Raw genomic sequence first — 22,412 nt, 5'->3', positions numbered from 1 at the left:
TACACGCCATATTTTCGCAGGTCAGAACCGGCGTATTCGAAATCGGAAATAACATGGAGACCAGTCGGTCCGAGGTCAGTTACCGATTAGCAATTTAAACGAGGATTGAAATGAACAACTCGACCGATTCCGGGGCGTGCCAGATCTCGATCTCTTCACGGTAGGCCCGGGTGATCTCGGCGGACGCCGTCGCGTCGTCGACCTGCGCCCAGACGTCCTCTACCGGATCGTGATAGTCGCCGTTCGGCGCGAACCGGGCATAGACGCCTTTCGGGACACGCACCAAGACGTCACCCACCGGCACCGCGTCCGGCGCGGGGTACTCGAAACAGACCACAGCGTTGTAGTTCCCGGCCGGATCCGGCACGTACACCGTGTACATCGGACGGTCCACGCCGTCCCCCCGGTCCCGCAGGCGGTCCTTGAGGAACTCGATGAGGTCGCTGTTGCTGACCTTGAAGCTCGGGCGCACGCGCGGGACGACCAGCCCGCCGTAGACCGCCTCGGCACGCACCGCGATCGCATAACTCATCGCGCGTCGACCGCCAGGTACAGATCGATCTTGTAGGCGTGCGGGTAGCACTCGAAATCGCCGGTGTAGGTCCGCTTGATCTGGTTGTGTTCCTCGGCGTAGGCGATCTGCGTCCACAGGTCGGTCATCACCTGCGGGAAGTTACCGACCGAGGAGAACCGTGCGTAGGCGCCGCGCGGCAGCCGGGCGACCAGGTGACCGCGGGTGACGTCGGCGAAGGACGCGCACTGATAGCCGACGATCTGGGTGTTGTACGTGCCCAGCTCACCGGTGTAGTCGGTGTAGGCGCTGGCCAACGGGCCGCCGAGTTCCTGGTGCAACACCGCCGCCCAGGCGGCCTCCAGATCCCGGTCACGCAGTTCCCCGAGCGCACGTTTGGGGCTGCGTACCGGCAGCCCGGCAACCCACGTCTCGTCCCGCTCGACGATCTCAAACTGCATGGAAAGACTCTTTCGAAAGAAGCCGGAGGTGAACCACCGCATCCGGTCGGTCGGAACCGCCATGCTACCAACCCCGACCGGGTGGTACCGATCACATATCGCACCCGGCGGCCGCTCGATCACCCCGCTGAACTGGACAGATGTCCGAAGCGGTACCGTCCGGACGGGACCGATCAACGATCGACGGCACCGGCCGGTCGCGTCGGCGCACCGTGGGCACGATCGCCCGGTTCGTCCCTCCCCCGGGACCACCGAAGGGAGTTCTGATGCACGAGACACCGATCTCCGACCGACGCTGCCACGCCCTCGGGCGCCGCACGGTATGGGCGGTCTACGCCACCGCCTCGTACGGCCGGTGCTGACGTGTGCCGGACCATCGCCGAACTCGACGCGGCGGTCGCCGACTGCTTCGCCTGCCCGCGTCTGGTCGCCTGGCGCGAGCTCGTCGCGCGACAGAAACGCGCCGCCTTCCGCGACCAGACGTATTGGGGCCGTCCCGTACCCGGCTTCGGTCCGGCGGACGCGCGGATGCTGCTCGTCGGACTCGCGCCCGCGGCGCACGGCGGCAACCGGACCGGCCGCATGTTCACCGGCGACCGCAGCGGCGACGTGCTCTTCGCGGCGCTGCACGCGGTCGGTCTGGCCAACCAGCCGACCGCGGTCAGCGTCGACGACGGCCTGCGGCTGCACGGCGTGCGGGTCACCGCTCCCGTGCACTGCGCACCGCCGGACAACAAGCCGACGCCGGAGGAGCGAGATCGCTGCGGACACTGGCTGGCGACCGAACTGCGACTGCTGACGCCCACCGTCCGCTCGGTGGTGGTGCTCGGCGCGTTCGGCTGGCAGGCACTGCTTCCGGTGCTGGCCGAAGCGGGCTGGGCCGTGCCGCGCCCGCGACCGCGATTCGGCCACGGCGCGCACGTCGAACTGGCCGCCGCCGAGGAGGGCCGCGGTCCGCTGCACTTGTTCGGCTGCTACCACGTCAGCCAGCAGAACACCTTCACCGGACGACTCACTCCGGCCATGCTCGAAGCGGTGCTGGCCGAAGCAGCGCGGGTCGCGGGGCTCGAGGTGCGGCGAAGCCACGCGCCGCGCGGGTGATCGGTCGCGCATCGCCGCTCGGCAGCGGGTTCAGACGTGATCGACCAGGGCCGGATGACCCGCTTCGTGGGCGCAATGCGCGCAGCAGAAGTAGTCTCCACGCGCCTCCACACCGTGCCCGACGATCCGGCAGGAACAGTGCGTGCAGGTCGGGGCCATGGCGGTAATCGCGCATTCGAAGCTGTCGAAGGTGGCGGACTGGCCGTCGCGGGTGATGGTGAACGTCTTGTCGTACTCGTTTCCGCACGTATCGCAGGTGGCCATGAGAAGTGGTCCTCTCGCGTCGATGGGATCGAATATCGCAGTTCGCGGTACCCAGCGCCGAGGACGCGAAACGAGCCGGGAGACCTCAGCTCAGCCGCAGCGCCGCGACCGGGCAGCTGTCGACGACGAGCTCGAGCAGCTCCCGGTCGCTCGTGACGGTGTCGGGCGGCACGACGATCCCGTCCGCGCCGACCCGGAACAGGTCGGGCGCCAGCGCTTCGCACATGCCGTGCCCCGCGCAGACGATACGGTCGGCGATGATCCTCATCGGACGATCCGCTCCAGCCGGATGGGCAAACCATCGGCGGGCACCGGTCCGGTTCCGGCGACCAGTGGCAGCTGGTAGCCGTCCGGCACGCTCCAGCGATACCGCAACAGCATTTGATGCACTACGGCTTTCACGGTCATGCCGCCGAAGTAGAGGCCGATGCACTTGTGCGCCCCGCCACCGAAAGGCGCCCAGGCGAAGCGGTGCGATCTGTCCTCACGACGGTGCTCGGCGAAACGTTCCGGGTCGAAGGTATCGGGATCGTGCCAGTACTCCTCGTTGCGCATCAGCCCGTACGTGCCACAGAGGATAAACGTCCCCTTCGGCAGGTAGTAGCCGAGGATGTCGGCGTCGGCGATGGTTTCGCGGACCTGCTGGGCCACCGGCGAGTAGACCCGCAGCGCTTCCTTGAACGCGAGATCGAGCGAGGGCAGGCGGTCGAGATCGTCGTAGTCCAGCGCCGGCTTGCCCAGCGCGACGGATTCGGCGCGCAGCCGCTCCTGCCATTCGGGGTGCCTGCCGAGTTCGTAGACCAGCATGGACGCGGCGATGGTGCTGGTGTCGTGGGCCGCCATCATCACGAAGATCATGTGCTCGATCACCTCGGCGTCGGTGAAGGTATCGCCGTCGGCGGTGCGGGCCCGGCACAGCACGCTGAACAGATCGCTGCCGCCGCCCGCGCGCTTCGCGGGCAACTCGCGGCGGAAGTGCTCCTCGAGCACCCGGCGGCCGCGCACGCCGCGGGCCCACACACCGCCCGGCACGTTCGCCCGGATCAAGGCGGCCCCGCCGCGCACCGCGTCCTCGAAGGCGCGCTCCAATCGTGCCGAGCCCGCGCCGGATTCGGCGCCCGCGAAGACTTCGGTGGCCTGCTGGAGCAGCAGTTTCTTGATCGACCGGTAGACCGGGAAATCGTCGGCGGGCTCCCACTGCGCGATGCCGCGGGTGATCCGAGGCGTGGTCAGGTCGAGGTACCCGATCAACCGCGGCCGCGTGAAGGCCTGCTGCATCACGCGCCGATGGAAGAGGTGGTCGTCGAAATCGCGCAGTAGCAGACCCCCGCGGAAGAACGGGCCGATCAGCCACTCCCAGCCGCGCTGCGCCGACAACACCTTGTCGCGGTCCAGCATCACCGCCTCGTAGCCCTCCGGACTGCCGAAGGTGACCATGCGCCGACCGAGCATGCCGAACCACTGCACCGGGCCGAAGCGGTCGAAACGCTTCCGCGCGAATTGGATCGGGTCGGCCAACGCGTGCAAGGTGTATCCGATGCCGGGGAGCCCGAAGTCACCGAGCACCGGTTTCAGTCCGCTGCCCGGCGGCGGATCGGCCAGCGGCCGCACCTGCGCCGGGTAATGCGCGACCGCGCGCGCGGCCGCGCGCTGCGCGTGCCACGCCCAGGTGGTCCGCGCCTGGCGGATCGTGCCGGAGATCTCATCGAACGACTGGGGCACAAGCAGACTCATGACCGTCTTCCCTTCGCGACACTGCGATAGTCCGACGATAGAGGAAACCATCGTTTCCGTAAACGGTTGTTTCCCAATTTTGGCTGTGCCAAGCTGGCGGGGTGACCCGTACCGTCAGCGGCACCTACCGCGGAGCCTCCACGGCCGAGCGCCGCGAGGACCGGCGCAGGCGGTTGCTCGACGCCGCCCTCGACATCATCGGCACACAGGGACTGTCGGCGTTGACCGTGCGCGGGGTGTGCGAACAGGCCAAGGTCGGCCCGCGCTTCTTCTACGAGGCGTTCCCCGACCGCGATGCGCTGGCCTCCGGGGTGCTGGTGGAGATCCAGCAGGCGGCGCTGGACCGGGCGAAGGCCGCCGTCGCCGAGACCACGGGCACGCCCGCCGACCGGATCCGCGCCGGAGTGGCGGCCCTCATCGTCGAACTCACCGACGATCCGCGACGCGCGAAAGTGGCGTTCGCCCAGACCTACGGCGACGAGGCGCTCATGCGCAGCCGGTTCGCGGGCATGCGCCAGGTCGCCGACGTCATCATCGAGCAGACCCGCCTGGTGCTCGAGCTGCCCGAAGGGCAGGACACCGCGATCGCCGCGACTTCCCAGCTGATCACCGGCGGCGCGGCGGAGCTGGTTCTCGTCTGGCTGGACGGGGGGCTCGACGTCGACCGCGACGGGCTGATCACGCTGCTGGCCGATTTCACCGTGGCGATGCTGGATCGGCTGCCCGCGGTCGCCGGACGACTGTCCGGCCGCACACCAGATTCCTGATCAGCGACGACATCAGCGGCTCGCGCAATCCGGCCAGCGCGGCGAAGTCCCCTGCGACGACGCGGTTGGTCGCCAGCGAGACGACCGCGCCGATCACCGCCTCGCCCGCCAGCTGCTGATGCGGGCGCGTCGCGCCGAGCGCCTCGGCGAAACCGTCCACCAAAGCCGCCTGGGTCGCCAACCGCCGCTCCAGCACCGGCCTTCCCGCCGCGTACACCTCCACCAGGAAGACCTTCGCCACCTGTGGTTCTTGCGCGAGGGTGGAGAAGTAGGCGTCGAGTGCCCGATCGATCCGCTCGAGCGGCGTGCCGTCAGCGGCGAGCGCGCCCGTGATCCTGGTCATCACGATCTCCACGGCCATGTCGTAGGCGGCGAGGAAGCACGCCTCCTTGTTCGCGAAGTGCTGGTAGAAGGTCATCCTGGACACCTCGGCCCGCTTCAGCACGTCCGCCACCGTCGCCGCCGCGTAGCCCTTGTCCGCGGCCGCTTCGATCATCGCCACCAGCATGCGGGCCCGCTGCGCGGCCACCACCTCTTCCGGCGCGATCCCGTGATTGCCGCCGTGCAGTTTCCCGCCGGCCCGAGCCTTCAGCAACGATCCTCGCTCCACAATCCGATGCTATGCGTGCGTGCGCCGCTCGCGTGCCGGGTCGACACGCGACGCCGTGCCGCGCGATCGAACCGCGAACGCCGACGAACGGGGCACAATGACCGTCCGAGAGTGCTCGATTCGACGAAGAAGGAGCGTGATCGGCAGTGCGAAACAGGCAGTTGGTCGGACGAAGCGCCCTGATCGCGGCGCTGTGCGTCGGCGGGTTCGCGGCGTCGGCGGGTCCCGCGACCGCGGACGAACCCGCATTCGTGAACATCGGAGTCATCCGCACCTTCGGCGACACCTGCTACGGCGAAGGCCGAGCGGGCGTCTCCTCGCCCGCCGGAATGCCCGGGGCGGCCCGTTTCGGCATCAGCTTCGTCAGCGACACGCCGATGGGCATGCCGTGCACCTTCACGGCGTTCGCCAATTGGCGCAACCTCGACACCGGCGCGGCAGGCACGGTGGCCGTGCCCGTCAGCGACAAGACCGCTCGGAATCAGCCGGCCGCGACCGTCTTCGCCGCCCTGCCCACCGGCCCGGGTCGAGTGCGGGTCGACGTGACCACCGACTATCCGCATGTAGCGGCTCCGCCGGTCGAGATACGGATCAGCTGAGCGGCGGTTGCGCCCGCCACGTCCCCGCTTCACCGCCGCGTCCGATATCGCGACAAGATCAGCCTCGGAGCCCTGCGCAGCAAGACCCTCGGACTCTGCCGTCTGCCCGGCTGATCAGCACCCTGCGCCCGCTTTTCCTGCCTCCATGTTCCGTGAACCGAGGCGGAAGATGCCGATGCGCGGGCGGTGCCCGGCTCCTAGACTGGGGAACTGCGGCACGGTCGACCGTAGAAGCGCCAGGGCGATTCCGCGATCGGCACACCACGAAGTCCCGATCCAGCAAAGGGCCGTCTACTCACGGCCCGTCCCGATGGAGGAGGGCCGCATGCCCGATTCGTTCCACATGCGTGTCTGTCTGCTCGGCCAGGGCTGCGTCTGCCCGACGGTCACCCTGTTCCTCGCCCCGGAGCCACTGATTCCCGGCGGCAACATGCTGCACCTGCTCGAACAAACCCCGATCGCCGAGGACACCGGAACACCGAGCGTCGATCCCGAACTGATCGACGTGGTCGAGAGCGAGCCCGCCGGTCCAGCGCTGCGCGCCGAAGTCCACCGATTCCGCTCCGGCCGCCCCGACCCGCACCGGATCCACGACATCCTGCACGACCACCACATCACCGACGCCGCACCGATGGGCCTGGAAGTCACCGATCCCACCGAACTCACCCGCCTGGAGCTGCTGCCCGAGCACCCGATCGGGTACCGCCGCATCGACGACTTCCAGCAGGAAGCGACCGCCCGCGCCATGCTCGCGGTCTATCGCCTCTTCGAAGTCGATCAGCGAGTGCGCCTGATGTACCACGGCTACGCCGACCCCGGCACGGGATGGTTCGCACTGCGAACCGCCACCGCCTGAGACGGCAGGCAGGCGCGGGATTCCTCGGCGCGAGCAGGCTGCCCGGTATCAGAACCACCTCGTCCACGAGCGCGCCTTCTTGGGCGCTTCCCTCGGACGAGTCGCGGCGGAAGGTGGTTCGCGGTGCGGGCGGCGGGTCACCAACCGGTCCAAGTCGGCGCTGATCGAGTCGCAGAAGGTACCGGGTGCTACCGGGTCGTATCCGCGATCGCCCCGTTCCATCGCCACCACGTGCTCGACGGCTCGACTCTGGCGCACGAGGTCAGCATGCCTTCGTTCCAGGCCGTGAATTCCCAGCCGCGTCCTCGGACAAGTGGTCCCTGGCCGTTTCCAACGACTTCCGCAACACTCCGGCCTGCACGACAACGGTTCCCGCGACGCGATCGACCAGGGAGCGGCGACTCGAACCGAAGACGCACACCGCGTTGATCACCAAGACGACGATCGCGATCAGCCACAGCACGAAGGACAGAAGGAACCGGCCCGCCAATAGCGCGATGCACGCGCACGAGTACAGCCCGACGTCGGTCATCGTGCCCACGAAAGCGCGCCGCGCCGCCTGCCCCCGCCCCAGTCGGTCCTCGCCGCCGCGCACCGACCCCACTCGGAGATCGAGCAGGGCTTTGCCCAAAGTCCGTCCTTGCCAAGCCAATCCAGCGAACTGATAAGCGAACGTTGCCACGATCAACGCGCCGAATGCTTCGATGATGAAGACGAGCACCGTATGCACGACTTCCATACCGAACGTCTTGCCTGCCCCACCCCAGTTCCCATTCGACTGAATCACATCCCACACGCCGGTCCCAGCGAGATCCGCCCAGCCCGAAAGGTAATCGGCGGTCCGATAGTGCGTCACCGCTCCCAACAACACCGCCAACCCCAGCACGAGACCGAAATCCACCCACCAAGCCGCCGCCCGCCGCCCTGCCGGAACCAGGTCCCCAGCCCCCTGCCCGTCGGCCATCCCGAGCACCTCCATCCCGAATCGACACGGCACCCGCTCCGGGGCGACTCCGGCACGAATCGTCGCAGCTCACAACGTTGTTCCGGTATCCATCGTTCGACCGACGGTCAGCGAGCCGCCCCGGTTCGATCGCGTTTCGACCTGCCGCCCATGGGGCCCGACGGCGGCTCCCGACGCACTGCGCATCTCCGAGAACGACAAGCGCCGAACGTTATTCGTGCGCAGACTGTCGGCCGACCTCGGTGAGTGATCTCGATTCCGACGCCGGTGAGACCTGCGGACGGCACTTTGTGGAGCGGATCACCAAGGCCCGTCTCGAGTGGTACCCCGACGTACCCCTTGGTAGGTTTCGGCTTGTTCGCGCAGCGTCGCGCACCACCTCCAGCCTTTGACTCGCGGAACCTTCCTTCGATCCACAGTTCGCACGCCTCTTCCGTCATGGAAGGAGGCGGGAATCGTCATCCCCACGGCATGCCGTCATGCCTGCCACCCTGCCCCGCAGGCGTGGCCGTCCGTCCCATCAAGCCTTGGAGCACCGGTGATTACTGCCCTACCGCACCAGTCCGTGGAACTCGACGCGGTCATCTTCGACTACAACGGCGTCATCGGCCTGCAGCCCACTGTTCCCATGTGGAGCGAGCTCGCCGAACTCGCCGGATGGCACGCAGACCAGCTCGAGCTCTTCCAAAATGTCTTCTGGAGCGCCCGCGAACCCTACGACTCCGGCGACTTCGACGACGCGGACTTCTGGACCACCGTGCTCGGCCATCGCCCGGACCCGGAACTGCTCACCCAGTTGCGCGCCGTCGACACCGCGCTGTGGACCCGGACCGACGACCGCGTCGTAGCCCTCCTCCACCATGCCCGTCGGGCAGATCTCCCGATGGTGCTGCTCTCCAACGCACCCCACCCGGTCGGCGACGCCCTCGACGCCTCCGACTGGCGCACCCTGATGACCGACGCCCTCTACTCGGCCCGCCTCGGCATGAACAAACCCCACCCCGACACCTACCGAAACGCCCTCGCCGCGACCGGAGTTCGCGACCCCAGCCGCGTCCTGTTCGTCGACGACCGCGCCGACAACTGCCAAGCCGCCGCAAGCCTCGGCCTACGCACCCTCCACTACACCGGCTCCCCCACCGATATCGAGGCGCACCTCCGCGTCACCACCATCGCCGCGTAGGTCCTGCGGGTTCACACAGCATCGCCGGGATCGGCACAACACCGATGCCGCTCGGTGGTGGACACGAGCCCGGCCAGACGCCACACAGAAACAAAAAGGCGAGTGCTCTACCCGAGCACTCGCCTTTGGTGGGCCTAATGCTGCACAACCCGAACCTGCTGACGGTCGCAGGGCCGGCTATTCGAATCACACCAGTAGGTACTCGGCGAATGTGAGCGGTCGTGTGCCAGGGCGCGCCGCGGGCCAGGTCGTAGGCGGCAAGAAAGCACGCCATCGACCCATCAGACCTTCACCAACCGCATTCGACGCACGATACCTCGCATCGGCTGCTGCCGATGCGGCGCGGAACGAGTGGCACGAAATCCCCTTGGAAAGTACGCTTCTCGAAGTTGCAGCAATGGTTCGGCGACCGAAAACAGGGATGCGCCGAAGACCGCGTCCCCAAAACAGCACACACGAACATCTGGAGCACCATTCTTGAGTACGCCACGGTCCCGACTGGAAACCCCGGCCTGTCCAGTCGTCCACGGCTCGCCGATGGCTACCGAAGGTCCGAGGGTGTCGCTGTACTCGTCGGAATTCGCCGCGGATCCGCACCGTGTTTACGACGAAATGCGAGCACAATACGGCTCTTTGGCTCCGGTTGAGCTGGCGCCGGGCGTGCCGGCCACGTTGGTGGTCGGGTATGACACCGCGCTGCGGATCCTCAACGATCCCGAGCACTTCCCTGTCGATCCGCGCACCTGGCAGCAGAACATCCCGGCCGACTGCCCCGTCCTGCCGCTTATGGAGTGGCGCCCCACCGGGAGTCGAAGCGACGGAGCGGCCCTACAGCGCTACCGGCAGGCAATCACCACGAGTATCAACGCGGTGGATCTGTACGCTCTCGATGCCACGGTGGAGAAGATCGCCCTCCCGCTGATCAACACCTTTTGCCAGGCCGGTACAGCCGATCTGATCAGTCAGTACGCGTTGCCGCTCGCATTCGCGGTCACCGATGCTCTGCTGGGCTGCCCGCCGGAAATCGGACAGCGGGTCGCCGCGGGCATGGCCGCGATGTTCGAGGGGATCGATGCCGAGGACGGCAACAAGATGATCATCGAGGCGCTGCTGGAACTGCTGGCCCTCAAACGGACCCATCCTGGCAACGACATCACCTCGCTACTACTGCGGCATCCGGCCGAACTCGATGAACTGGAGATGATCCACCAACTGAACAGCGTCTACGGCGCCGGGATCGAACTGCAACAGAACCTGATCGGCAACACCCTGCTGCTGATCCTTACCGACGAACGCTTCGGCGGAAGTGTCGTCGGCGGGAACCTGTCCACCCGAGACGCCTTGGACGAAGTCTTGTTCAAGAACCCGCCGCTGGCGAACCTCCTCACCACCTACCCCCGTCAGCCGATCCTCATCGACGACGTCTGGCTGCCCGCGCACCAGCCGATCCTCATCAGCATGGCCGGCTGCAACAACGACCCCAAGATCCGGACCGAGACTCACACAGGCAATCGCTCCCATCTGGCGTGGGGCATCGGCCCACATGCCTGCCCCGCGCAGTCGGTGGCCTACCTGCTCGCTCAAAACGCCATCGATCAGCTTCTCGATGCGCTGCCCGAGATCCAGCTGGCCATACCGGCCGACGCACCGACCTGGCGGCCTGGCCCCTTCCACCGGTCCTTGGCGGCTCTACCGGTCACCTTTCCCCCCTCTGCTCCGTTGAACGAGTACTGAGAATCTCGCAATCTCCCACGCGCGTCGGAAGCGACTGAGCGACCGTCTCGATGGCCCGCAGTGATACCCGCCGCAGGCCAGCGACCTGAATTCCGTGGAGCGCAGTTGGAAACGACTCGTCCTGCCGCGGCTCGGTGCGGTGATCCACCACTGATCCGTGTGGAGGACGGCCGATGACTGAACCGCCGCAGGGTGTTCGCACAATGCCCAAAAACAGCGAAGCCACAGGCCAATGACCTGCGGCTTCGCCATTCAGTGGAGCTAAGGGGAATCGAACCCCTGACCTTCTCGATGCGAACGAGACGCGCTACCAACTGCGCTATAGCCCCGTGCGGTTCCGGGGAACCGCGCTGTGACACTGTATCAGGCCAGCCCCCTAGACTCCGAATCGGTATCCTGACCTGCGGAAATGCGATGCACTACGCGCCCGCCGCGCGGCGGATGTCGCCGCTGGTGCGGGTGCGCAGGGCGCGGGCGGTGGCCGGGTCGAAGGGGTCGAGGTGGGCGAACATGGGGTCTTCGTCGTCGGGCTCGATCAGGGTGGAGCGGCGACGGATGGCGCGGGCGGTGTCGCGGTCCATGGTGCCGCGCCCGGCGCGGCCCCGGCGCGCGCGTGGATCGGCTTCGTCTTGGTGGCCGCGGTTGAGGCGGGCCGCCCGGTTACGGCGGATCTCCTCCTCCATCCGCACCTGCTTGCGAAGGTAGGCCAGATAGGTCGCCAACACCGTGAGGGCGAGTCCGCAACCCCACCACAGCATGGGGGTGAACACGAACGCGAGGGCGCCGAAGAGGATGGCGGTGAGCAGCAGGCCGAGCACGGCGCGCTGCCGGAAGGTGTAGCGGGCCGCGCGGGCGATGGCGTCGGCCTCGGGATCGTAGCCGCCACGACCACGGCGGCTGGGGACGAAATCCGGCTCGTCCGGGCCCGCGTCGTCGTAGTCGTCGTACTCGTCGTAGTCCACGATGGCGGGCGCGGTGGAGCGCGCAGGCGGGATTCTGGCCGCGACCGGCTCGGGGTGGTGTGCGCCCACGCGGTCATCATCGGTCCCCGCGTCGATCTTCGCAGCGACTTCGGCGGCTTCGTCGTCGTCCGGCTCGTCGTAACGCGTCTCGCGGTCCTCCGCTTCGTCCTCCTCCGGTGTGGCGGAGGCGAAGTCGTCGATCTCGATGTCGTCCGTTTCGGCGGCAGCGATGTCGGATGCCACGGCGTCGTCGGCCGCGGGTGTGTTCTCCTCGTCGGTCTCGGTGACGGGCTCGTCGGCCGGTGTCGTCATCCGGTCCTCCGCATCATCGCTGTGGGGATACTCTCTCGGTACGCGGCGTCCATCGTGTCGCCCACGGGGCCGCCAGTTCGGATCGGTTTCGTGCCCGGCGGCCGGGCCTTTCTTGAGACGCCGTTTGCCGCCGCCGCGGTGCAGGACCCTGGTTGCCAGCGCGGCGTCGGTGGTCCGGCGGATTCTGGGGTGACGGTCGGCGAGGATCGGGAACAGGACGAAGACCCAGAGCACGACCAGACCGATCCACAGGATCGAATTCGGCATCGCGTCAACACCTCCGTCCCGCCTGGATTTCCTCCGGCTCGGCCCGCCAGCGGCGCGTCACACGCCCCGCGCTCGGCCGGCCCCCGTCCGACGCGACGGCGCGGACGCCGATCCCCTCGCAGGCTCACTGCCGATGGCACAAGACGCACCATCGACGTCCGTAGGCTAATTCCGGGTAGCACCAAGTTCCGGCAGGCGCGCCGTGCACATCCGCCACACCTGTCACATTCCCACCAATGTCACCGCGATCCGGTGGCCGGTTCTACAGCAGGGTGACGCGCCCCTCTCGCACCAGCCGGTCCAGGACCGTTCCGGCGAGTTCCTCGACGGTCATGCCGACCAGCAGGTGATCCCGCCAGGCGCCGTCCACGTCGAGGTAGCGCCGCAGCAGCCCCTCTTCCCGGAAACCGACATTGCGCAACACCGCCTGGCTGGCCAGATTCTCGGGTCGAACGGTCGCCTCCACCCGATGCAGGCCGACCGGCCCGAAGCAGTGGTCGAGACCGAGCGCCAGCGCCGCCGTCGCGACGCCTTGCCCACTGAGATCCTTGGCCACCCAATAGCCGATCCAGGCCGAGCGCAGTGCGCCGCGCACGATATTGCCAACGGTCAGCTGCCCGCCGAACGCGCCGTCGACTTCGATCACCAACGGGATCATCGCGCCGCGCCTGGCCTCCGCCTTCAGGCTCGACCACAGCGACGGCCAGTTGGAGGCGTGGTTGCGCGCCTCCCACGCCCCGCGGCCGGTGGGCTCCCACGGCTCGAGATGCGCTCTGTCCCGCAACCGGATCCGGCTCCAGGCCGCCGCGTCGCGCAGCCGCACCGGACGCAAGGTCACCTGCCCCGCCGCCACCCGAACCGGGCCGAGTCGCGCGGGCCAACCCGGATGCTGCGTGGCCCGGAAAACGTTCATAGCTTCCACGTCTCAGCCGCGCTGTGCGAGAAAGGCGACCTGGACTTCGTCACCGGTGCGGATGTCGGTGTCGTCCGGGTCTATCACGATCAGGCTGTTCGCTTCGGCGAGCGTGGCGAGCAGGTGCGAGGACGAGTTCCCGTTGCCGAGCGGCTGCACGAGGTATTCGCCGGTGGCTTCGTCTCGCATGAGCTGCGCGCGCAGGTACCCCTTGCGCCCCTCCATGGAACTGATCGGCGTGATGGTTCGCGCGCTGATGATCCGGCGCATGGGATGCCTGCGCCCCAACGCGATTCGGATCAAAGGCCGCACCATCACCTCGAACACCACCAGCGCACCCACCGGGTTGGAGGGCAGCAGGAACGTCGGCACCTCGTCGCGGCCGAGCCGCCCGAAGCCCTGCACCGAGCCGGGATGCATGGCCACGCGGGTGATTTCGAGCTCGCCGAGGCCTTCCAGCGCCTCTCGGACCTGTTCGGAAGCCCAGCCGCCGACCGCGCCCGCGATGACGACCACCTCGGAGCGCACCAGCTGCCCCTCGACCACGTCGCGCAGCCTGCGCGGATCGGAACTCACGATGCCCACACGGTTGACGTCCGCGCCCGCATCCCGCGCGGCCGCGGCCAGCGCGTAGGAGTTCACGTCGTAGACCTGGCCGGGGCCCGGGGTGCGGTCGATATCGATCAGCTCGCCGCCCACGGAGAGCACCGATAGTCGCGGACGCGGGTGCACCAGCACTTTGTCTTGACCGACCGCGGCGAGCAGCCCGACCTGCGCTGCGCCGATGATGGTTCCCGCACGCACCGCCACATCGCCCGGCTGGACGTCGTCACCGATCCGCCGCACGTAGTCGCCGGAGCGCACCGGCTCGTACACCTTGATCCTGGCCCGCCCGCCATCGGTGAAATCCAGCGGGAGCACGGCGTCGGCGAGCGTCGGCATCGGCGCGCCGGTGTCCACCCGGACGGTCTGGCGAGGCTGCAAGCGGATCGGCTGACGTGAACCGGCGACCACCTCGCCGACCACCGGAAGGGTCAGGTCGACGAGTTCGCCTTCTTCGTCCCGAATGTCGGCCCCCGCGGAGGCCACGTCCACACTGCGCACGGCATAACCGTCGATGGCCGCCTGGTCGAAGCCCGGCAACGGCCGTTCGGTGACGACGTCCTCGGCACACAGCAGGCCCTGGGCCTCGGAGATCGCGACCCGGACCGGCCGGGGCGCGACCGCCGCGGCGGTCACCTTGATCTGCTGATCCTCAACCGAGCGCATCCAGCCCTTCCTGATCCTCTCCGCACTCCATCCGATCTCGCCCGCACGCGCGATCCCGCCGCGGCGCAAGCGCATTCGCGCGCACCGCGGTGACCATCATTCGTACCCGACGGTCCACTCTCGGCGAAACCCCCGGCCGGGTCCGTCAGTCGTCGGTCGTCAGCTGCGGATCCCAGTCCGGACCGAGGCGGTGCTGCAGCCACTCCCGCAGAGCGGGGCCGTATTCCTCTCGTTCCAGTGCGAAATCGACCGCAGCACGAAGATAACCGCCCGGGTTGCCCAAATCGTGGCGCGACCCACGGTGCACCACCACATGAACCGGATGCCCCTCGGCGATCAACAGTGCGATGGCGTCGGTGAGTTGCAGTTCGCCGCCGGCGCCGGGCTCGATGCGGCGCAGCGCGTCGAAGATCGCGCGATCGAGCAGGTACCGGCCCGCGGCGGCGAACGTCGACGGCGCGTCGGCGAGCGCGGGCTTCTCCACCATGCCCTTGACGCGCAGCACATTCGGGTTCACCGCGTCGGGCACGGGCGCGACGTCGAAGACACCGTAGGCGCTGACCTCGTCCTTGGGGACGTCGATGGCGCACAGCACCGTTCCACCGCGCTTGCGGCGCACCCGGCACATCACATCCAGCACGCCGCGGGGCAGCACGAGGTCGTCGGGCAGCAGGACGGCGATGACGTCCTCGTCGGCGTCGAGGGCCCGCTCGGCCTGGGCCACGGCGTGCCCGAGCCCGAGCGGCTCCTCCTGCACCACCGAGGTGACATCGAGCAGTCCCGGCGCTTTGCGGACCTTCTCCAGCAGCTTGAACTTGCCGCGCTCCTCCAGCGTGCTCTCCAGCACCAGGTCCTCGACGAAGTGCGCGACGACGCCGTCCTTGCCCGGAGACGTGACGATCACCAGCCGCTCCGCGCCGGAACCGGCCGCCTCGGCGGCGACCAACTCGATGCCGGGTGTGTCCACCACAGGAAGAAGTTCCTTGGGCACCGTCTTGGTCGCGGGCAGGAACCGCGTTCCGAGCCCGGCAGCGGGCACCACGGCCGTGCGGAAGCACGACACCACTGCGGCGTCACCGGGCTGTCCGGCCTTTGCTGTCATACGCATACCCTATCCATCCATCACGCCGCCGGATCGGCGTCGCGCCGACCGGTCCCGGGGTGAGCCTATGGTGATCACTGTGAAGATGCCCGGCGAGCGCGACAAACATGCATGGCGCACCGAACTCCTCGCCCGCCGAGCTGTGATACCTGCCACGGAACGCGAAAAGGAAGCGTTCGCCCTGGCCGCAGCGGTCGAAGCGGTCAGCGCTCGCGGGTGGGTCTGCGCGTATGTACCGGTGGCGGGCGAACCGGGATCGACCGCGATGCTGGACGCGCTGCTGGCCGGTGGTGCGCGGGTACTGCTGCCGGTCACCGGGCCGCCGGGACCGCTGAGCTGGGCCGAATACACCGGAGCGAGCGCCATGCGCCGCGCCCGCTACGGATTGCTGGAACCCACCGGCGCCGTGCTGCCGCCGGAGACCGTCACCCGCGCCGAACTGATCCTCGTCCCCGCTCTCGCCGTGGACCTGCGCGGCGTGCGGCTCGGCCGCGGCGCCGGTTACTACGACCGCACGCTACCCGCCGCACGGCCGGACGCGCGCCTGGTCGCGGTGGTCCGGGACGACGAACTGGTCGACCGATTGCCGGAGGAACCGCACGACCTGCGCATGGGCTGGGCGCTCACGCCGCGCGGTGGCCTGCGCCGGCTGGGCGACGATTACCCTGGGGAATGAAACACCGATTGGCGGTGTTGGCACTGTCGGCTGTAGAGTGCCAGATCGACGAACACCGCGGAGGATCCTGTGCCTACTTACTCGTATGCGTGCACCCAGTGTGACAACCGCTTCGACATCGTTCAGTCGTTCACGGACGAAGCGCTGACCGTGTGCTCGGAGTGCTCCGGGAAGCTGCGCAAGCTGTTCAACTCGGTCGGCATCGTCTTCAAGGGCAGCGGCTTCTACCGCACCGACAGCCGCGGTGGCTCCTCCACCGCCAGCGAGCCCGCCAAGTCCGACAGCAGCTCGAGTTCGTCTTCCACTTCTTCCGACTCCGGCTCGTCGAGCGGGTCGACCGCGTCCACCAGCACGGCCGTAGCCAGCTGATTCGACGGTTTTCCACAGCCGGTCACCTATCCACAGCCCACCTTGATCCTGGCCGGGCGAGCGCACGTCCGGCCATAGGATCCGGCCATGACTCGCGCACTCGCCGATCTCGGCCGCGGCTGGAATGTCTCCGGGTGGCAGCGCCCGCCCTGGGCCGACGCCGTCCTCGCCCGACGATCGCTGGCCGCCGTTCTCGCCGCGCTCGCGGCGTTCCTCTTCCTTCGTGGTGATCCCGGCGCCGAACGCACCACGGTGCTCGTCGCGGGCCGGGACCTCGCGCCAGGACGACTTCTCGAGGCAGATGACCTGCGCGCCGTCCCGCGCGAGGCGGGCACGCTACCGGCGGGCGCGGTCACCGATCCCGGCGCGCTCGTCGGCGCGACGCTGACCGGCGCCATGCGCCGAGGCGAGGTATTCACCGACCTGCGCGTCGTCGGCCCGCGCTTGGCCGCGGCGGCGGCCGGTTCCCGCGAGGCGCGGATCGTGCCCGTCCGCCTCGCCGATACGGCGGTCGCCGACATCTTGCGCGCGGGCGATCGCGTCGACGTGATCGGCGCCGAAGACGCGGGTGGGCCCGGCGCCCGTCCCGCCCGCACGCTCGCCACCGATGCCGCCGTAGTGCTCGTCTCAGGCGCCGGCGCGGGGAGGGGAGCCGCCGAACGCGTGGTCTTGGTCGCGATGGACGCCGAGCACGCCACCGCCGTCGCGGGCGCGTCCCTGCGCACCGCACTCACCGTCGTCTTTCACTGACCCGCCGATCATGCTTCGCCGAATATTCGCCGATGGCTCATTAGCATCGGGCCTACCGGCGCGCGGGTACCGCCGAGCAGGACTGCCCAGCTCCACGGAAAAGAGGAGACACCGGCCATGCTCAAAGAGTTCAGAGATTTTCTGTTCCGCGGGAATGTGATCGACCTGGCGGTCGCCGTGGTCATCGGTACGGCGTTCGTCGCGATCATCACCGCGATCAGCAACGGAATCATCAATCCGCTGCTCGCCGTCATCGGCGGGCCCGGCGATATCGGCCTGGGTTTCCGATTGGTGGCCGACAAGCCGGCGACCTTTGTCCAGGTCGGTCCCATCATCACGGCCGTGATCAATTTCCTGATCATCGCCGCGGTGCTGTTCTTCGTGCTGGTGCTGCCCGCCGCGCGATTGAAGAAGCGCTTCCGGCCCGACGACACCACACTCACCGATTCGGAGGTGCTGATCCAGATCCGCGACCTGCTCGCCGAGGGCCAGACCAGCTCGGGCGGGCGGCACGAATTCTGAGTTCGACTGTGCCGCATGCGAAACGGGCCCGTCGGCGACGGGCCCGTTCGCGTGAGTATCCGCGCTCAGCCGAGGCTGAAGGGCTGACCCCACAACGTCACCCACGTGATGACATTGTCGGTCTCGACCTCGACGCTCACAAAGGCCCGCGCCTGGGCATAGCCCCCGCAGCCGTTCAAGCCGATGGTCTCATCAGCCCACGTCACCGAACCACTCGTGCCCTTGAAAGCATTACGGGTCTTGTGCGTCTCGTTACCGAAATCGTCGGCCTGCTCCAAATCGAGCACATAGAACGACTTCGCCTGACCCGGACCCAACGACAAGTTGCCACCGGAGTTGGCACCCACGCCACCGGTGACATTCTGGCCGTCGCTCCAGTCCAGATTGCCATCCACACCACCGGTGGCACCGCCACCAGCGATATTCACCTGGCAGCCCACGGTGTAACCCGGGAAGATCTTGCCCCCGGCCGTACCCGACAGGTCCACTTGCGCGCTACCGGACACCCACGCGTTGCGGTGCAACGGCGTCGCGCCCATGGACGGACTGATGTTGGCCGATTCGCCGACCAGACGGATGGTCACAACGGTGCCATCGGACAACGTCTTGGTCAGCTCCCCACCCGGCAGCGGAACGAAGGTGTCGGCATTCGCCGCACCCGTGGAGAGCAGGCCTACCGCGATGGCCGCGGACGCGCACAGCCCGGCCGCGCGTGCCGACATTTTACGATCGAACATGACGGTGATTCCCCTAAAGATTCGAGTTCGCTTCAGCGAAAAGAGATTGATGGATCCGACCGGCGTCAGCCGATGCTGAACGGCATCCCGTAGAGGGTGGTCTTCGAGTAGTGATCGCCGATGATCTCGACGACCGTGTACGAACGCGCCTGCGCGTAACCCGCGCAGCCCTGGATCTGGATCTCGGCATCCTGATACTCCACCGAGTACACACCCGGCTTCAGGATGTCCTTGTAATCGATCTGAACGAACTTGACCTCGCCGGGACCGAGGTTGACGCCGATCGAACCACCCGCGCTCGCGCCGCTGAGATTCACGCTGCCCGACACACCGGCGGAGATCGCGTCGTCGGCGATGCTGACCTGGCAGCCGACGACGTAACCGGTGCTCAACTGCGAGGCACCGTGAGTGGACGAATTATTCGTTCCCGGATTCCCGGTCGGACCGTTGTTCGGCCCGATCGTTCCTTCGGGGGTGACGGCTACATCGGCGATGGCGTTCCCCGAAACCCACACGACACGGCCGGCACCGTTCGCGGCAAGGGATGGGGAGATCAGGGCGCGCTCACCGGTGCGAGCGATGTTCACGCCAGGTCCTGCCTTGTGACCGTCCGGCAACGGCACGAAGGTATCGGCATTGGCAGCGCCGGTCGACAACAGACCGGTAGCTACGGCCGCCACGGCGGCGGCGCCCGCGACGCGGACGCCTCGAGACAGACCGTTGATGCGGTACTTGCTCATGTTTTTCCTCATCAGGTTGCATCCGCCCGCCCCAGGGTGTCGAGGCGGGACGTGTCCCTCCAAAGCCGACGGCACGCAGTGGAATGTGTTGTCCACCAGACGTTCCGCCGGCCCATCGCGTCATCGAGCGATCTCGGACGAAACAATGCTATTCGGTATCAACCAGACTTTTCCGGAAATTCAGGCAATTCGTCTCGCGAAGTAACGGATCCGACTAGGATCGCGCAGCCCTTGCGGCACATTCGAATTCATGACGAAATGGACCCGCCGCGCTGCGAGGGGTCCATTTCATCTGTCGCTATGGGCTTTTCACCCGCCGTTCACTCAGCCGAGGCTGAAAGGCTGTCCCCACAACGTCACCCACGTGATGACATTGTCGGTCTCGACCTCGACGCTCACAAAGGCCCGCGCCTGGGCGTAGCCCCCGCAGCCGTTGAGACCGATGGTCTCATCAGCCCACGTCACCGAACCACTCGTGCCCTTGAAGGCATTACGGGTCTTGTGCGTCTCGTTACCGAAATCGTCGGCCTGCTCCAGGTCCAAGACGTAGAACGACTTCGCCTGGCCGGGGCCGAGCGAGAGGTTGCCGCCGGAGTTGGCACCGACGCCACCGGTGACGTTCTGGCCGTCGCTCCAATCGACATTGCCATCCACACCACCGGTCGCACCGCCACCGGCGATATTCACCTGGCAGCCCACGGTGTAACCCGGGAAGATCTTGCCCCCGGCCGCGCCGGAGAGCTCGACCTGCGCGCTGCCCGAGACCCATGCGTTGCGGTGCAACGGCGTCGCGCCCATGGACGGACTGATGTTGGCCGATTCGCCGACCAGACGGATGGTCACAACGGTGCCATCGGACAACGTCTTGGTCAGCTCCCCACCCGGCAGCGGAACGAAGGTGTCGGCATTCGCCGCACCGGTGGAGAACAGGCCCATGGCGATGGTGGCAGCGGCGCCGAGGCCGGCCATCCGCGCCAGGTTCTTACGGTTGATCATGGTTTGGTATCCCTCGAGGGTTGAGTCCGCTTCAGCGGGAAGATGGTTCGTTGGATTCGACAGACGTCAGCCGATGCTGAACGGCATCCCGTAGAGGGTGGTCTTCGAGTAGTGATCGCCGATGATCTCGACGACCGTGTACGAACGCGCCTGCGCGTAACCCGCGCAGCCCTGAATCTGGATCTCGGCATCCTGGTATTCGACGGAGTAGACACCGGCCTTGAGGATGTCCTTGTAGTCGATCTGAACGAACTTCACTTCGCCGGGACCGAGGTTGACGCCGATCGAACCACCGGCGCTCGCGCCGCTGAGATTCACGCTGCCCGACACACCGGCGGAGATCGCGTCGTCGGCGATGCTGACCTGGCAGCCGACGATGTAACCGGTGCTCAACTGCGACGAACCATGCGTCGAGGAGTTGTTGGTTCCGGGGTTGCCCGTCGGACCGTTGTTGGGGCCGACGGTGCCTTCCGGCGTCTCGGCGACATCGGCGACGGCGTTGCCCGACACCCAGACCACCCGGCCTGCGCCGTTGGCCGCCAGCGACGGCGAAATCAGGGCCCGCTCTCCGTTCCGGGTGATCGTCACGCCCGGCCCTACCTTCTGGCCGTCCGGCAACGGCACGAAGGTATCGGCATTGGCGGCACCGGTCGAAAGCAGGCCCATGGCAACAGCCGCGGCAGCGCCTACGCCCGCGACGCGGGCACCGCGGCGCAGACCTTTGGTGCGGTTCTCGCTCATACTTCCCCTCATCAGGTTCAAACAGTCAACCTCGACCATCGAGGCTGGACAGTGGTCCTCTCAGGCCCAGCTCAGTGTGTCGCCCCTTTGTTGCCGATGTGTAACCGGTTGTTATTTCGGCGCAACGGGCAGGGAGGCAACGGAACCGAGCCGGGTTCCGCCGAGTGGGCTTTCACGCGTGCCGGCACCCACGACTGCGGGTCCCATTGTGAATGGCTCGATGGGAGATTAAACGGTTCGTAACGACCGCCGCAACGAAAAGTTTCGTAAAGTTCAAGGTGACCCGCATCACACTTGCGCACATCCGAATATGGCTTGACGTGCATAAATACCGGTTCGCTACAGCCGGTTCAGGTGAGAAAACCGAGATGGCGGCACAGAAGGGCCAGCGTACGGATACGGGACACGACCGCAAGGATCTCGTCCGGATTACTTCCGGTCAGAAATGATCACTGGCGTGTTTCGAAGCCGGGACAAGGACTACGTAGCTACTACGTAGATAACGGACTCAGCCGTGATGTGGGGGGACCTGGGCGCGCAGCCAGTCGTCAGCGGACCGGACGTCGTCGCGTTCGTCGCGCTCGTCGGCGGTGGTGTCGGGCAGCGCGTCGCCGAAGACCTTCGCCAAGCGCGCGGCATCCCTCGCCCGGCGAGCCGCCGGGCGAGGGTGTTCAGAAGGCGTGGGGGCGGTGATTACTCGACCAATCCGGAGAGTTCACCGATCACCCGGCTGGCGAGCGGGCCGAGCGTCGCCATGCCGTCGCGAACGGCGGAACGGGTGCCGGGCAGGTTGACCACCAAGGTGCTTCCGGACACGCCGGCCACACCGCGGGAGAGGCCCGCGTCCAGCGAGCCTGCCACCCGGCCGGAGGAACGAAGGGCTTCGCTGATCCCCGGCAACTCGCGGTCGAGCACCTGCGAGGTGGCCTCCGGCGTCACGTCGCGCGGGGACATGCCCGTACCGCCGACGGAGATCACCAGATCGACGCCGCCGATCACCGCCGTATTGAGCGCGTTGCGGATCTCGACCTCGTCGGCCTGCACCGACACCGACGCGTCCACGAGGAAACCCGCTTCGGTGAGCAGCTCGGTGACCAGCGGGCCGAGCGAGTCAACACCTCCATGCGCCGTCCGATCGTCCACGACCACCACCAGAGCACGCCCCGCCACAGGAGCATCGATTTCCATGGTGCTCACCGTAGCGCCTGCGTCCAGCAACTCGGCGGCCGCACCGAGAACGTCGGCGTCCACATCGATCATCGGCCCAGGCCC

The 22,412-nt window shown here is 67.4% G+C and carries 27 protein-coding genes and 1 tRNA gene; 10 read left to right on the top strand and 18 right to left on the bottom strand.

Translation table 11 applies throughout. The features are described from left to right. Positions 1-94: 94 nt before the first annotated feature. Both AB0L97_RS13740 and AB0L97_RS13735 read right to left on the bottom strand, forming a co-directional pair. Positions 95-532 carry an effector binding domain-containing protein gene (locus tag AB0L97_RS13740; RefSeq protein ID WP_364428858.1) on the bottom strand — a complete coding sequence of 146 codons (438 nt, stop codon included), beginning with the start codon at positions 530-532 and terminating at the stop codon, positions 95-97. Further along, positions 529-972, bottom strand: coding sequence for a GyrI-like domain-containing protein (locus AB0L97_RS13735; protein ID WP_355074571.1), 444 nt, complete (start codon positions 970-972; stop codon positions 529-531). Before AB0L97_RS13735 ends, AB0L97_RS13740 begins: the two co-directional genes overlap by 4 nt. A 363-nt stretch (positions 973-1,335) precedes the next feature. On the opposite strand from AB0L97_RS13735, the gene AB0L97_RS13730 reads away from it, so the two are divergent. After that, the gene (locus tag AB0L97_RS13730) at positions 1,336-2,073 is read left to right on the top strand and encodes a uracil-DNA glycosylase (RefSeq protein ID WP_364428854.1); all 738 of its coding nucleotides are present in this window, start codon (positions 1,336-1,338) and stop codon (positions 2,071-2,073) included. Positions 2,074-2,103: 30 nt separating this feature from the next. Here the strand turns inward: AB0L97_RS13730 and AB0L97_RS13725 are convergent, their stop codons facing one another. The 3 genes from AB0L97_RS13725 to AB0L97_RS13715 all read right to left on the bottom strand — a co-directional run bounded on the left by AB0L97_RS13725 (position 2,104) and on the right by AB0L97_RS13715 (position 4,071). Then, positions 2,104-2,337: a hypothetical protein gene (locus AB0L97_RS13725; protein ID WP_039801014.1), complete on the bottom strand. Its 234-nt coding sequence runs from the start codon at positions 2,335-2,337 to the stop codon at positions 2,104-2,106. An 85-nt stretch (positions 2,338-2,422) separates the two neighbouring features. Next, the gene (locus tag AB0L97_RS13720; RefSeq protein WP_355074575.1) at positions 2,423-2,605 is read right to left on the bottom strand and encodes a ferredoxin; all 183 of its coding nucleotides are present in this window, start codon (positions 2,603-2,605) and stop codon (positions 2,423-2,425) included. Next, a complete protein-coding gene (locus tag AB0L97_RS13715) occupies positions 2,602-4,071 on the bottom strand; it encodes a cytochrome P450 (RefSeq protein ID WP_364428849.1) in 1,470 nt (489 codons plus the stop codon). The genes AB0L97_RS13720 and AB0L97_RS13715 overlap by 4 nt, the downstream gene beginning before the upstream one ends. 101 nt (positions 4,072-4,172) lie before the next feature. On the opposite strand from AB0L97_RS13715, the gene AB0L97_RS13710 reads away from it, so the two are divergent. Next, the gene (locus AB0L97_RS13710) at positions 4,173-4,838 is read left to right on the top strand and encodes a TetR/AcrR family transcriptional regulator (protein ID WP_364428846.1); all 666 of its coding nucleotides are present in this window, start codon (positions 4,173-4,175) and stop codon (positions 4,836-4,838) included. Here AB0L97_RS13710 and AB0L97_RS13705 read toward each other — a convergent pair. Then, positions 4,768-5,448, bottom strand: coding sequence for a TetR/AcrR family transcriptional regulator (locus AB0L97_RS13705; RefSeq protein ID WP_364428843.1), 681 nt, complete (start codon positions 5,446-5,448; stop codon positions 4,768-4,770). The genes AB0L97_RS13710 and AB0L97_RS13705 overlap by 71 nt on opposite strands. 146 nt (positions 5,449-5,594) lie before the next feature. Here AB0L97_RS13705 and AB0L97_RS13700 point away from each other — a divergent pair, with 146 nt between their 5' ends. Continuing rightward, positions 5,595-6,047: a hypothetical protein gene (locus AB0L97_RS13700; protein ID WP_355074583.1), complete on the top strand. Its 453-nt coding sequence runs from the start codon at positions 5,595-5,597 to the stop codon at positions 6,045-6,047. A 325-nt stretch (positions 6,048-6,372) separates the two neighbouring features. Continuing rightward, positions 6,373-6,903 carry a hypothetical protein gene (locus AB0L97_RS13695; RefSeq protein WP_355074585.1) on the top strand — a complete coding sequence of 177 codons (531 nt, stop codon included), beginning with the start codon at positions 6,373-6,375 and terminating at the stop codon, positions 6,901-6,903. Between the two features lie 48 nt (positions 6,904-6,951). On the opposite strand, the gene AB0L97_RS13690 is transcribed toward AB0L97_RS13695, so the two are convergent. After that, positions 6,952-7,161, bottom strand: coding sequence for a hypothetical protein (locus AB0L97_RS13690; RefSeq protein ID WP_364428838.1), 210 nt, complete (start codon positions 7,159-7,161; stop codon positions 6,952-6,954). A 4-nt stretch (positions 7,162-7,165) separates the two neighbouring features. Beyond that, positions 7,166-7,867, bottom strand: coding sequence for an RDD family protein (locus tag AB0L97_RS13685; protein ID WP_364428835.1), 702 nt, complete (start codon positions 7,865-7,867; stop codon positions 7,166-7,168). Positions 7,868-8,405: 538 nt separating this feature from the next. On the opposite strand from AB0L97_RS13685, the gene AB0L97_RS13680 reads away from it, so the two are divergent. Continuing rightward, the gene (locus tag AB0L97_RS13680) at positions 8,406-9,050 is read left to right on the top strand and encodes an HAD family phosphatase (protein WP_364428832.1); all 645 of its coding nucleotides are present in this window, start codon (positions 8,406-8,408) and stop codon (positions 9,048-9,050) included. Positions 9,051-9,587: 537 nt separating this feature from the next. Continuing rightward, positions 9,588-10,784, top strand: a complete 1,197-nt coding sequence (locus AB0L97_RS13675) for a cytochrome P450 (protein ID WP_364429111.1) — start codon at positions 9,588-9,590, stop codon at positions 10,782-10,784. Positions 10,785-11,040: 256 nt separating this feature from the next. Here the strand turns inward: AB0L97_RS13675 and AB0L97_RS13670 are convergent. The 5 genes from AB0L97_RS13670 to AB0L97_RS13650 all read right to left on the bottom strand — a co-directional run bounded on the left by AB0L97_RS13670 (position 11,041) and on the right by AB0L97_RS13650 (position 15,609). After that, positions 11,041-11,113: transfer RNA gene (locus tag AB0L97_RS13670), tRNA-Ala, on the bottom strand. Positions 11,114-11,203: 90 nt separating this feature from the next. Beyond that, positions 11,204-12,325, bottom strand: coding sequence for a gephyrin-like molybdotransferase receptor GlpR (glpR, locus tag AB0L97_RS13665; RefSeq protein WP_364428829.1), 1,122 nt, complete (start codon positions 12,323-12,325; stop codon positions 11,204-11,206). Between the two features lie 262 nt (positions 12,326-12,587). Next, entirely contained in the window at positions 12,588-13,238 is a 651-nt protein-coding gene (locus AB0L97_RS13660) for a GNAT family protein (RefSeq protein WP_355074593.1), read from the bottom strand. Positions 13,239-13,250: 12 nt separating this feature from the next. Continuing rightward, positions 13,251-14,507 (bottom strand): gephyrin-like molybdotransferase Glp, encoded by a 1,257-nt coding sequence (glp, locus tag AB0L97_RS13655; protein ID WP_356963844.1) that lies wholly within the window; start codon positions 14,505-14,507, stop codon positions 13,251-13,253. Positions 14,508-14,652: 145 nt separating this feature from the next. Continuing rightward, positions 14,653-15,609 (bottom strand): UTP--glucose-1-phosphate uridylyltransferase, encoded by a 957-nt coding sequence (locus tag AB0L97_RS13650; protein WP_355074597.1) that lies wholly within the window; start codon positions 15,607-15,609, stop codon positions 14,653-14,655. Positions 15,610-15,676: 67 nt separating this feature from the next. On the opposite strand from AB0L97_RS13650, the gene AB0L97_RS13645 reads away from it, so the two are divergent. The 4 genes from AB0L97_RS13645 to mscL all read left to right on the top strand — a co-directional run bounded on the left by AB0L97_RS13645 (position 15,677) and on the right by mscL (position 17,926). Beyond that, positions 15,677-16,285, top strand: a complete 609-nt coding sequence (locus AB0L97_RS13645) for a 5-formyltetrahydrofolate cyclo-ligase (protein ID WP_364428823.1) — start codon at positions 15,677-15,679, stop codon at positions 16,283-16,285. A gap of 69 nt (positions 16,286-16,354) precedes the next feature. After that, complete coding sequence (locus AB0L97_RS13640; protein WP_355074600.1) at positions 16,355-16,654, top strand: FmdB family zinc ribbon protein; 300 nt, start codon at positions 16,355-16,357, stop codon at positions 16,652-16,654. Between the two features lie 87 nt (positions 16,655-16,741). Continuing rightward, positions 16,742-17,404, top strand: coding sequence for an SAF domain-containing protein (locus AB0L97_RS13635; protein WP_355074602.1), 663 nt, complete (start codon positions 16,742-16,744; stop codon positions 17,402-17,404). 117 nt (positions 17,405-17,521) lie between these two features. Then, positions 17,522-17,926 (top strand): large conductance mechanosensitive channel protein MscL, encoded by a 405-nt coding sequence (gene mscL, locus AB0L97_RS13630; RefSeq protein WP_355074604.1) that lies wholly within the window; start codon positions 17,522-17,524, stop codon positions 17,924-17,926. Between the two features lie 65 nt (positions 17,927-17,991). Here mscL and AB0L97_RS13625 read toward each other — a convergent pair whose 3' ends face one another. The 5 genes from AB0L97_RS13625 to AB0L97_RS13605 form a co-directional block, all read right to left on the bottom strand. Next, positions 17,992-18,663, bottom strand: a complete 672-nt coding sequence (locus AB0L97_RS13625; protein WP_356963840.1) for an MspA family porin — start codon at positions 18,661-18,663, stop codon at positions 17,992-17,994. A gap of 65 nt (positions 18,664-18,728) precedes the next feature. Further along, positions 18,729-19,403 carry an MspA family porin gene (locus AB0L97_RS13620; RefSeq protein WP_355074608.1) on the bottom strand — a complete coding sequence of 225 codons (675 nt, stop codon included), beginning with the start codon at positions 19,401-19,403 and terminating at the stop codon, positions 18,729-18,731. 324 nt (positions 19,404-19,727) lie between these two features. Continuing rightward, positions 19,728-20,399 carry an MspA family porin gene (locus AB0L97_RS13615; protein ID WP_364428815.1) on the bottom strand — a complete coding sequence of 224 codons (672 nt, stop codon included), beginning with the start codon at positions 20,397-20,399 and terminating at the stop codon, positions 19,728-19,730. Between the two features lie 66 nt (positions 20,400-20,465). Beyond that, positions 20,466-21,140, bottom strand: a complete 675-nt coding sequence (locus AB0L97_RS13610; RefSeq protein WP_355074612.1) for an MspA family porin — start codon at positions 21,138-21,140, stop codon at positions 20,466-20,468. 693 nt (positions 21,141-21,833) lie between these two features. Continuing rightward, on the bottom strand, positions 21,834-22,400 hold the full coding sequence (locus AB0L97_RS13605) for a MogA/MoaB family molybdenum cofactor biosynthesis protein (RefSeq protein WP_355074614.1): 567 nt from the start codon (positions 22,398-22,400) through the stop codon (positions 21,834-21,836). Positions 22,401-22,412: the final 12 nt, after the last annotated feature.

It is taken from the genome of Nocardia sp. NPDC051911 (assembly GCF_040681035.1).
Lineage (GTDB): Bacteria > Actinomycetota > Actinomycetes > Mycobacteriales > Mycobacteriaceae > Nocardia > Nocardia sichangensis.
The sequence above is the reverse complement of the archived record's forward strand: the minus strand, read 5'-3'. Positions and strand labels throughout refer to the sequence as shown.